General features: G+C 71.9%; 10 protein-coding genes. 8 read left to right on the top strand and 2 right to left on the bottom strand.

Translation table 11 applies throughout. The features are described from left to right. Window positions 1-161: 161 nt before the first annotated feature. Both ABD127_RS11965 and ABD127_RS11960 read right to left on the bottom strand, forming a co-directional pair. Window positions 162-797 carry a DUF2461 domain-containing protein gene (locus tag ABD127_RS11965; RefSeq protein WP_344201720.1) on the bottom strand — a complete coding sequence of 212 codons (636 nt, stop codon included), beginning with the start codon at window positions 795-797 and terminating at the stop codon, window positions 162-164. 180 nt (window positions 798-977) lie between these two features. Further along, window positions 978-1,514 (bottom strand): hypothetical protein, encoded by a 537-nt coding sequence (locus ABD127_RS11960; protein WP_344201718.1) that lies wholly within the window; start codon window positions 1,512-1,514, stop codon window positions 978-980. A gap of 148 nt (window positions 1,515-1,662) precedes the next feature. On the opposite strand from ABD127_RS11960, the gene ABD127_RS11955 reads away from it, so the two are divergent. The 8 genes from ABD127_RS11955 to ABD127_RS11920 all read left to right on the top strand — a co-directional run bounded on the left by ABD127_RS11955 (window position 1,663) and on the right by ABD127_RS11920 (window position 10,267). Further along, a complete protein-coding gene (locus tag ABD127_RS11955; RefSeq protein ID WP_344201715.1) occupies window positions 1,663-3,135 on the top strand; it encodes a pyridoxal phosphate-dependent decarboxylase family protein in 1,473 nt (490 codons plus the stop codon). Further along, window positions 3,132-4,430 carry a lysine N(6)-hydroxylase/L-ornithine N(5)-oxygenase family protein gene (locus tag ABD127_RS11950; protein ID WP_344201712.1) on the top strand — a complete coding sequence of 433 codons (1,299 nt, stop codon included), beginning with the start codon at window positions 3,132-3,134 and terminating at the stop codon, window positions 4,428-4,430. The genes ABD127_RS11955 and ABD127_RS11950 overlap by 4 nt, the downstream gene beginning before the upstream one ends. Continuing rightward, window positions 4,427-4,981, top strand: a complete 555-nt coding sequence (locus ABD127_RS11945; RefSeq protein ID WP_344201709.1) for a GNAT family N-acetyltransferase — start codon at window positions 4,427-4,429, stop codon at window positions 4,979-4,981. Before ABD127_RS11950 ends, ABD127_RS11945 begins: the two co-directional genes overlap by 4 nt. Then, complete coding sequence (locus ABD127_RS11940) at window positions 4,968-6,776, top strand: IucA/IucC family protein (protein WP_344201706.1); 1,809 nt, start codon at window positions 4,968-4,970, stop codon at window positions 6,774-6,776. Before ABD127_RS11945 ends, ABD127_RS11940 begins: the two co-directional genes overlap by 14 nt. 10 nt (window positions 6,777-6,786) lie before the next feature. After that, window positions 6,787-8,832, top strand: coding sequence for a penicillin acylase family protein (locus ABD127_RS11935; protein WP_344201703.1), 2,046 nt, complete (start codon window positions 6,787-6,789; stop codon window positions 8,830-8,832). Next, on the top strand, window positions 8,829-9,359 hold the full coding sequence (locus ABD127_RS11930; protein WP_344201699.1) for a GNAT family N-acetyltransferase: 531 nt from the start codon (window positions 8,829-8,831) through the stop codon (window positions 9,357-9,359). The genes ABD127_RS11935 and ABD127_RS11930 overlap by 4 nt, the downstream gene beginning before the upstream one ends. 82 nt (window positions 9,360-9,441) lie before the next feature. Then, window positions 9,442-9,573: a hypothetical protein gene (locus tag ABD127_RS11925; protein WP_344201696.1), complete on the top strand. Its 132-nt coding sequence runs from the start codon at window positions 9,442-9,444 to the stop codon at window positions 9,571-9,573. 10 nt (window positions 9,574-9,583) lie between these two features. Then, window positions 9,584-10,267 carry a metal-dependent transcriptional regulator gene (locus ABD127_RS11920; RefSeq protein WP_344201694.1) on the top strand — a complete coding sequence of 228 codons (684 nt, stop codon included), beginning with the start codon at window positions 9,584-9,586 and terminating at the stop codon, window positions 10,265-10,267. The last annotated feature ends 50 nt before the right edge of the window (window positions 10,268-10,317 follow it).

Raw genomic sequence — 10,317 nt, 5'->3', positions numbered from 1 at the left:
CCGGCGGCCGCTACGACGAGGCCGGCCTCCGCTCCGTCCACCTCTGACCCCGCCGAGGCTTCGAGGCTCGCTCGTTCCTCGCTCGCACCTCAGCCACCGGTGGCTGAGGTGCGAGGAGCTCTAGCGACGAGCCTCGAAGCCTTAGCCAGCTCCGCAGAACTTCAGCCGCGGACGTGGAGGGCGACCCAGTCCAGGAGGGGCTGGGTCTCGCGCCAGTCGGCGCGGACGACGTCGAGCAGGTCCGGCGTGCCGACGACGTCGGGGCCGAAGCCGCGCTCGCGGCGCACGGTCAGCGTCTTGTGACGCAGCAGGTCGATGCGGGGGTGGTCGGCGTCGTATCCACGCGGCGACGTCTTGAGCCGCTGCCCGCCGCGTTCCCAGCCAGCCGACTCCAGCGACTCGACGATCCGTTCCAGCTCGGCGCCGAACGTGTCGTGCACGATCGCGTCGCGCAGGCTCGCGACCCGCGCCGGTGAGGCGTCGTAGAACCCCGCACCGGTGACGATGCCGGGCGCCCCGACCTGCAGGTAGTACCCGAGCGCAGGGCCGATCGCGGTGAAGATCCCCTGGTGCGTCTTGTACGGCGTCTTGTCCTTGCTGAACCGGACGTCGCGGTACGGACGGAAGGCCTTGGCCTGGCCGAACTCGTCGCCGATGGCCGCGATGAACGCCTTCGCCGGCGCCGCCACGTGCTCGTCGTACCGGTGCTTGTTCTCGGTCCAGAAGGTCTTGGTGTTGTCGCCCTCGAGGTCGTCGTAGAAGTCGAGCGCTGCCTCGGGGAATCCGTCGAACGTCACCTGCCGAGCATATGGACCGCGCCGCAGCGGCGCGCTGGGGAACGGATGGTGCGCGCGGTACGCCGGCTCTTGGCTGTGTCGGCGGCGCGGGTCATACTGGTGGTGCTCGACGCGCTCCGCGTGGAGAAGTGGACCCGAGACCCGTCCGGACGGTCGTGGCGCTCGGGTCTCGCGCTTTTCTCACACGTCTCGGTGATCTCGTATCAGCGGTTGGATCCGCGCTCGCCATTCACCGCCCCGCGCCCAGCTCCACGCGACGACATCGGGAATCGCGAGCAGTGGTTCGGCGGAGAACGGCAGATGGGCGTACGACAGGTGATCTGCCGAGAACTCGCGCAGCGCCGAGGACAGGACGCGCCGATCTCGCGCCAGCATCGTTCGGTCGAGGTCGAGCACCAGGTTTCCGCTGGGGCCTTCGGCGGTAAGTGCCACGACCGCACGCAGCGCCCGCGCTCGCCGAAGACGCTCCGACTCCGGTCCGCGACCGGCATCGAGCACTGTTGCCTGAATACCGCGTTCGCTCAGCCCGACGAAGGCGCCTGCGATCTGCCTGCGACGGCGAGGGCTCTCGTTCTTCATGTGGATCGAGCGCTGCCCGGGGAGGACCAACCGGCTCACGACTCGGCGCATCGCCGCCAAGGACTCGCTGGGACAGGACGCGATCACGACCACGTAACCCTTGGCCTTGGTCTCGTCGATGAAGTAGTGGGTGGACATCAGGGCCGAGCATTCAGCAACGGTCCGACAGGCCACCGAACGTCACCCAGCGACTCTACGTCGGTCCGCACTGTGACCCACGTCCTTGCGCGCAGGCGGGGAGGGTCTAGGTTAGGCAAGGCTTGCCAACTGACCCGAAAGGACTAGCGTGCGCTCCTCGGACCACCTGCTCACGGCGGACTCGATCGACCAGTACGCCGCGACCCTGCATCGCGGCGTCGATCATCTCGCAGCGCACCTCGCGGGTCTCCAGCGCCCCTTCTCGGGCGTGACCCCGGCCGACTCGGCCGCGAAGGTCGGCCCCGTCGACCTCGACGGCCCCACCCTCGACGCGGGCGCGGCCCTGGCCGAGCTCACCGAGGTCTACCTCGACGACGCGGTCTGGTTCCACGACCCGCGCTACGCCGCGCACCTCAACTGCCCGGTCGTCGTGCCCGCCCTGCTCGCCGAGGTCTTCGTCTCGGGCGTCAACTCCTCCCTCGACACGTGGGACCAGAGCGCCGGCGGCACGCTGATCGAGCGCAAGCTGATCGACTGGACCTGCCGCCGCGTCGGCTTCGGCGCGGAGTCCGACGGCATCTTCACCAGCGGCGGCACGCAGTCGAACCTGCAGGCCCTGCTGCTCGCGCGCGGCCAGGCCTGCCTCCAGGAGGACGACCCGACCGCACCGCTCTCCGCGACCCTCGCGCGGCTGCGGATCTTCGCCACCGCCGAGAGCCACTTCAGCGTGCAGAAGGCCGCGAGCGTCATAGGTCTCGGCGCCGAGGCCGTGGTCCTCGTGCCGACCGACCACCTGCACCGCATGGACGCGTTCGCCCTGGCCGAGGCGCTCGCAGATGCCCGGACCCGCGCCCTCATCCCGATGGCGGTCGTCGCGACCGCCGGCACGACCGACCTGGGCGCGATCGACCCGCTCGACCGCATCGCCGACGTCTGCCGCGCGCACGACACGTGGTTCCACGTCGACGCGGCGTTCGGCGGCGGGCTCCTGGCCTCGACCCGGCGGCGCCACCTCCTGGCCGGCATCGAGCACGCCGACTCGGTCACGATCGACTTCCACAAGACCTGGTTCCAACCGGTCAGCTCCAGCGCCGTCCTGGTGCGCGAGGCCGAGACGATGCGCCACGTCACGTGGCACGCCGACTACCTCAACCCCAAGGCGGCGCAGCTGCCGAACCAGGTCGACAAGAGCATGCAGACGACGCGGCGCTTCGACGCGCTGAAGCTCTGGATGACGCTGCGCATGACCGGCGCCGACGCGATCGGCGACATGTTCGACACGACGATCGACCTGGCGCGCGAGCTGTTCTGGGTCCTGACCGACGAGGAGTGGGCCGCCGACTTCGAGGTCGCGATGCAGCCCACGCTCTCGACCCTGGTGTTCCGGTTCCGCCCGGTCGAGGTCGACCCGTCCGAGGCCTCCGCGCTGAACGGCCGCATCCGCCGCGAGCTGTTCGCCGGCGGCGAGGGCATCGTCGCGGGCACGACGTTCCACGGCGAGACGTGGCTCAAGCTCACGCTCCTCAACCCCACCGCCACGGTCGGCGGCCTGTGCGACCTGCTCGACCTCGTCCGCACGACCGGTCACCGGCTGCTCGACTCGACGGGAGTCGTCCAGTGAACGACGTCCACGACCTGATCGGCATCGGCGTCGGTCCGTTCAACCTCGGGCTCGCCGCCCTGGCCGAGCCGCTCGACGACCTCGACGCGGTCTTCCTGGAGTCGCGCGACCAGTTCGAGTGGCACCCCGGCATGGTCCTCGAGGACGCCACGCTCCAGGTGCCGTTCATGGCCGACCTCGTCACGATGGCCGACCCCACGTCGCGGTTCTCGTACCTCAACTTCCTCAAGCAGGTCGGGCGCCTCTACCCCTTCTACATCCGCGAGAGCTTCTACCCGCTGCGCTCGGAGTTCGTCGAGTACGGCCGCTGGGTCGTCGACCAGCTGGACGGCGTGCACTTCGGTCGCCACGTCGAGTCCGTCGCCCACGACGGCGAGCTGTACGTCGTGCGGGCCCGCGTCGGCACGGAGACGCAGACGTACCGAGCCCGTCGTCTGGTGCTGGGCACCGGCACCACGCCGTACGTCCCCGCGGTGGCCGCCGAGCACGTGGCGGGCGCGGCCCCGGCCCTGCACTCCTCGACCTACCTCGACCACAAGGACGACCTGCTCCAGCGTGAGGACGTCACGATCATCGGCAGCGGGCAGAGCGCCGCCGAGATCTTCCTCGACCTGCTGACGTCGGGCGGGCCCCGGGTCACGTGGATCACGCGCTCGCCGCGCTTCTTCCCGATGGAGTACACCAAGCTCACGCTCGAGATGACCTCGCCGGAGTACACGGCCTACTTCCAGGGCCTGCCGGAGGTCACGCGCGAGACGCTGCTCCGCGAGCAGCGCGGCCTCTACAAGGGAATCAGCGGCGACCTGGTCGACACGATCTACGACACGCTCTACCGGCTGCGGGCGCAGGGCAAGGCCGACGCCCGCCTGCTCACCGCGACCGAGCTCACCGACCTGACCTGGGACGGCGACGCGTTCTCGCTGCGGCTGCGGCACACCGAGACGGGTGAGGCGTTCGGCTCCGGGGCCAGCGCCGTGGTGCTGTCGACCGGCTACCGCTCGGTCGTGCCGACGTTCCTCGACGGTGTCCGCGACCGGATCCGGTGGGACGAGCGCGGTCGCTACGACGCCACGGCCGACTACCAGGTCGGCGTGGAACCGGGCGAGGTCTGGGTGCAGAACGGTGAGGAGCACACGCACGGATTCGTCGCGCCCGACCTCGGCATGGGGGCGTTCCGGAACTCCGTGATCCTCGGCTCGATGCTGGGCCGGGAGGTCTACCCCGTCGAGACCCGCATCGCGACGCAGGAGTTCGGCACGCCCTCGTGGGCGCGACTCCGGGAGGGGGCGCGATGAGCGACGTCAGGTTCGAGCCGCTCGACCTCGACCGGCACCTCGAGCTCCTGCACGCGTGGGTCACCCACCCGCGCTCGGTGTACTGGGAGATGCAGGGTGCCAGCGTCGACGACGTGCGCGCCGAGTACGCGAAGATCGCCGCCGACCCGCACCACCACGCGCTGATCGGCACGGTCGACGGAACCCCGGCGTTCCTCATGGAGCACTACGACCCCGCGCACTCCGAGCTCGCCGGCCACCTGGTCCACACCGAGGGCTACGTCGGGATGCACGTCCTCGTGGCGCCGCCCGCCGACGGCGCCGAGCCGGTCCCCGGCTTCACCGACGTCGTGTTTGCCGCCGTGATGCAGCACCTGTTCGACGACCCGGACGTGACGCGGGTCGTCGTCGAGCCGGACGCCCGCAACGAGGCGATCCGCGCCAAGAACGTCGCCGCCGGCTTCGTCGAGCTGGGCGAGGTCGCGCTGTCGACCAAGACCGCGATGCTCAGCACCTGCGGGCGCGAGGCGTTCGCCGCCAGCCGACTGGGAGGTCGTCATGTCACCGTCTGACACCATCACGCCCGCCATCGACCCGGGCGCAGCGCACCTCGAGCCCGTCGCGATGGCCGTCGCACACCGTCACCTCGTGGCCAAGGTCCTCGCGGAGCTCACCCACGAGCGGGTCCTTGCGCCGCGGCCCGTGGCCGGCAGCGTCGACACCTGGACGATCACGGCCGACGACGGCTCGGTCGCCTACCGGTTCGTCGCCCGCGTGCACCGCCTCGAGCACTGGAGCGTCGACGCCACCACGATCGAGCGCACGGTCCTGGGCGAGCCTGCCGAGGTCGACGCGCTGGAGGCGGTGGTCGACCTGGCTCCCGCGTTGGGCATCCCCGACTCGCTCCTGCCGGTCTACCTGGAGGAGGTCGCGTCGACCCTGCAGTCGGCGGCCTGGAAGCTGGCGCACCACCGCCTCGACGCCGACGACCTCGTGCACGCCGACCTGCCGACGATCGAGGCCGCGATGACCGAGGGCCACCCGGCCTTCATCGCCAACAACGGTCGCATCGGCTTCTCGCTGGCCGACTTCGCCGCCTACGCGCCCGAGGCGGGTGCCCCCGTGCGCCTGCAGTGGACCGCGGTCCGCCGCAGCCTTGCGCACCTCTCGGTCGGCGAGGGCTGGACCGAGGAGTCGCTGTGGGCGCACGAGCTCGACGACGACCTGGTGGCGCAGTGGCGCGAGCTCCTGCGCGGCCTCGGTGAGGACCCGGACGACTACCTGTTCGCCCCCGCGCACCCGTGGCAGTGGCAGCACAAGCTCGCCATCACGTTCGCCCCGGACGTGGCCCGACGCGACATCGTGCCGCTCGGCCCGGGGCGGGACGACCACCGCGCGCAGCAGTCGATCCGCACGTTCCTCAACGCCTCCGACCCCGCGCGGCACTACGTCAAGACGGCCTTGTCGATCCAGAACATGGGCTTCCTGCGGGGTTTGTCGCCGCGCTACATGCGCCCGACCCCGGCCATCAACGACTGGGTCGCCGACCGGGTGCGCACCGACCCCGAGCTGCAGAACTGCGGCTTCGACGTGCTGCGCGAGGTCGCCGCGATCGGCTACACGGGCGGTGCCTACCAGCGGCTGCCCGAGCCCTCGGCCCACCAGAAGATGTTCGCGGCGCTCTGGCGCGAGAGCGCGACGTCGCGGCTGCGCGACGGTGAGCGGGCCGCCACGATGGCCTCCCTCCTGCACCGCGACGCCAAGGGCCGCAGCCTGGTGGCCGCGCTGGTCGAGGCCTCGGGCATCGGCGCCCGCGCCTGGCTCGCGCAGTACCTGCGGGCCTACCTCCGCCCGCTCGTGCACTGCCTGGCCGAGCACCGCCTGGCGTTCATGCCGCACGGCGAGAACCTCATCCTGGTCCTGCGCGACCACGTGCCGGTCCGCGTGCTGATGAAGGACGTCGGCGAGGAGGTCGCCGTGTTCGCCAGCTCTGAAGGGCACGGCGTGGACGTGCCCGAGGACATCGCGCGCATCAAGGTCGACGTCGGCCCCGACCTGCAGGTGCTCTCGATCCTGACCGACGCGGTCGACGGGTTCCTGCGCTTCCTCGCGGCGATCTGCGCCGACGACGGGCTCGTGGCCGACGACGAGTTCTGGGGCCTCGCGCGGGCCGTGATCGAGGACCACGCCGCCGACCACCCCGAGCTCGCCGACCGCCTGGCCGAGCTCGACGTGCAGCGTCCGCACTTCGCGCACTCGTGCCTCAACCGGCTGCAGCTGCGCAACACGCTGCAGATGGTGGACCTGACCGACCAGGCGTCCTCGCTCATCATGTCGGGCGAGCTCGCCAACCCGCTGGCGCCGTGAGCCCGGAGTCATGAGTATCGGGCACGACCGGCACGGCGTCCCGGTGATCCGGGGTGCCTCGCTGCTGGAGGTGGCCCGGGAGCAGGGCCGCTCGGTGGCGCGCGACCGTGGGTGGCAGATCGAGCTCGAGCGGATGCGGGGCGAGGGCCGCACGGCCGAGCTGCTCGGCGAGGCGGGCGTCCCCTGGGACGTCTTCGCTCGGCGGTCGATGCTGGAGGAGGTCGCGAAGCACGCCTACCGCGGCCTCGACGCGCGCAGCCGCGACTTCGTCGACGCCTTCGTGGCCGGGGTCAACGGGGGCCTGACGACCTCACCCGTGCCCGAGGAGCTCGCGCGCCTCGACGCGCGGCCGGGGGAGTGGAAGCCGTGGACGCCGCTCGCGGTCTTCCTCGTGCAGCACGTGCTGTTCGCGACGTTCCCGACCAAGTGGTGGCGCGAGAGCCTCGCCGCGCGGGCCGGCGAGGAGGCCCTCGCGGTCTTCGACCTCGAGGGTCCGGTGTGGTCCGGCTCGAACGCGTGGGCGGTCGGGGGCGACCGCACGGCGTCGGGCCTGCCCCTCGTGGCCGGCGACCCGCACCGACTCATCGAGGCGCCCGGCGTCTACCAGCAGGTCCGCCTGGTCGGTCCGGGCTTCGACGTCGTGGGCCTGACGTTCCCCGGCGTCCCCGGGGTGCAGCACTTCGCGCACACCGGTCACGTCGCGTGGGGCATCACGAACGCGATGGCCGACTACCAGGACCTCTACGTCGAGCGGCTGCGTCGCGACGAGGCCGGTGTCATGGGGGAGGGGGTCATGGCCGAGGGCCCCGACGGCTGGTACGACGCCGACACGTCCACGACCCGCGTGCTCGTGCGCGGCGGAGCGCCGGTCGACGTCGAGATCATCGTGACCCGCAACGGGGCGATCGTGCACGGAGGCCCGGGCGAGCGGTCGTACGCCCTGCGCACGCCGTCGTTCGCGCTGCGCGACCTCGGCTTCTCGGCGCTCGTCCCGCTGCTGCACGCGCGCACGGTCGACGACGTCGAGCGGGCCTTCGCCGCCTGGGTCGAACCGGTCAACGACGTGCTCGTGGCCGACACGACCGGGGCCGTCCGGCACCTCACGGCGGGCCGGGTGCCGGTGCGCGCCGAGGCGAACCGGCAGCGTCCCGTCCCCGCGTGGGAGCCGGGCCACGCGTGGACGGGCTGGGTCGAGGAGATGCCGCGCCGCGACGTCGCCCCGGACGGAGTCGTCGTCACCGCGAACGAGCGGCGCGGGCCGGGACCGTGGCTCGGCGTCGAGTTCGCCCCTCCGCACCGGGCACGCCGCATCGCCGAGCTGCTCGACGGCGACACGTCCGTGGACGCCGACGCGTGCGTCCGCATCCAGACCGACACCTTCCTGCCCACGGCCGCGCGCCTGCAGAAGCTCGCCGCGGACCTGGCCTCCCTGAGCCCGGGGGCCGGGCGCTGGCGCGACGTCATCACCGGCTGGGACGGCCACATGGACGCGGGCAGCCTCGGCGCCGGGGCGTTCGGCGCCTGGCGAGCCGAGCTGGTCCACCGCATCGCCGAGGCCGAGGTGCTGACAGGCCTTGCGGGGGTGCCGCACGTCGGCCCGCTGTTCGAGCCGTGGTTCCTCGTGGCGACGCGCGTCATGACGAGCCTCGACGCGATCGTCGCCGACGAGGGCCACGCGCTGGGCGTCGACCTGGCCGAGCTGGCCCGTCAGGCGCTCGAGGCCGTCGGCGACGCCGAGCCGCCGACGTGGGGGAGCCGTCACACGCTGTGGCCGCTCAGCGCGGACGATGCCCCGCCACCGCGCACGGTCGGGCTGTCCGGAGACTTCGACTGCGTGCTCTCGACCACCGCAGCACCGATGCTCGGCGACCTCTGCTTCCGAGGCCCGGTCGCCCGCTACGTCTGGGACCTCGCCGACCGCTCGGCCGGCGGATGGGCCGTCCCGCTCGGCGCCCACGGCGACGCCGACCACCCGCACGGCCTCGACCAGCTCGACGCCTGGGCCGCCGGCCACCTGATCGACCTCCCCCTGACCGACGAAGGGCCCGCCCGATGACCACCAGCACCCCCACCCTGACCGTCCGCCCGATCGAGCCGCTCGCGGACGCCCCCCTGATCCACGCGTGGGTCACGGAGGACCGGGGCAGCTTCTGGATGATGAGCGAGTACACGCTCGACGAGGTCGTCGACGTCTACACCTGGCTCGACCAGCAGCCGACGCACACCGCGTCGTTCGTCTGTGCCGACGGCGAGCCCGCCGCGATCGTGCAGACCTACCGGGTCGACGCCGCGGTCGAGCCGATCTCGGCGCTGTTCGACCACCGCCCCGGCGACCTCGGCGTCCACTTCTTCGTCGCCGGGGGCGACGAGCGCCGCCCCGGCTGGACGATGCAGCTGATCGGCGCTGCCGTCCTCGACGTGCTGGCCGACCGGGACGTGCGGCGCCTCGTGCTCGATCCTGACGTCGACAACGCCCCGGCCATCGCGATCGCCGAGCGCGTCGGTGCGGTGCGCGGCCCCGTGGTCGATCTCGGCCACAAGACGGCGCAGGTCCTGACGCTCGACGCCGACCTCCTGCGCTGATCACCGCCGGACGAAGTTCGGTGGACCGAACTTCTCTGAGCGGGTGTGGCGAAGGTCGTGACATCGGTGTACCGTAGATCCCATGGTGGACCTGTCGCTGAGGATCGATGCCTCGCTCACGCCGCAGCAGCAGCTGCAGCGCGGTCTCACCCGCACGGCCGTGTTCGTCGCGCTGTTCTGCGCGGTGCCGGGCGTGGCGGCGCTGCTGTCCTAGACTCCGGGGCATGACGGTCACGTCGGTCGGGGACCTCACGCCCAGCGTGCAGAACTACCTGAAGGCCATCTGGAGCCTGCAGGAGTGGACCACCGAGCCGGTCACCGCGAGCCGCATCGCCGAGCGCGTCGACCTGCGCACGTCCACGGTCTCCGGCGCCCTCGCGAAGCTGACCGAGCAGGAGCTCATCGACCACGACCCCTACGGGGCCGTCGAGCTGACTCCCGCCGGGCGGACGCTGGCGCTCGCGATGGTGCGCCGCCACCGGCTGATCGAGACCTTCCTCGTGCAGGTGCTGCACTACACGTGGGACCAGGTCGACGACGAGGCCGAGAGCCTCGAGCACGCGGTCTCGGACTTCATGGTCGACCGCATCGACGAGGTGCTCGGCCGCCCGACTCGCGACCCGCACGGCGACCCGATCCCGAGCGCCGAGGGCGTCATCACGATGCCCGACGCGGTGCGGCTCACCGGGGTGGCCGCCGGTTCGACCGTGCTGGTCGAGCGGATCTCGGACCGCGACCCGGGCCTGCTGCAGCACCTCGCCTCGGCCGGGGTGCTTCCCGGCGCGCGGCTCGCCGTGGGCGAGGGCGAGCCCTACTCGGGCGCGATCGAGGTGCGCGTCGGCGACGGTGCCGGCGTCAACCTCGGCACCCCCGCCACCGACGCGGTCTTCGTCACCGTCCTGCCCTGACCCCGCCGGTGGTGGCGGAACCCCCTTCGAGGCTCCTGCGTCGCACCTCA

The sequence above is a fragment of the Aeromicrobium alkaliterrae genome, assembly GCF_039529015.1.
Classification (GTDB): Bacteria; Actinomycetota; Actinomycetes; order Propionibacteriales; family Nocardioidaceae; genus Aeromicrobium; species Aeromicrobium alkaliterrae.
The sequence above is the reverse complement of the archived record's forward strand: the minus strand, read 5'-3'. Positions and strand labels throughout refer to the sequence as shown.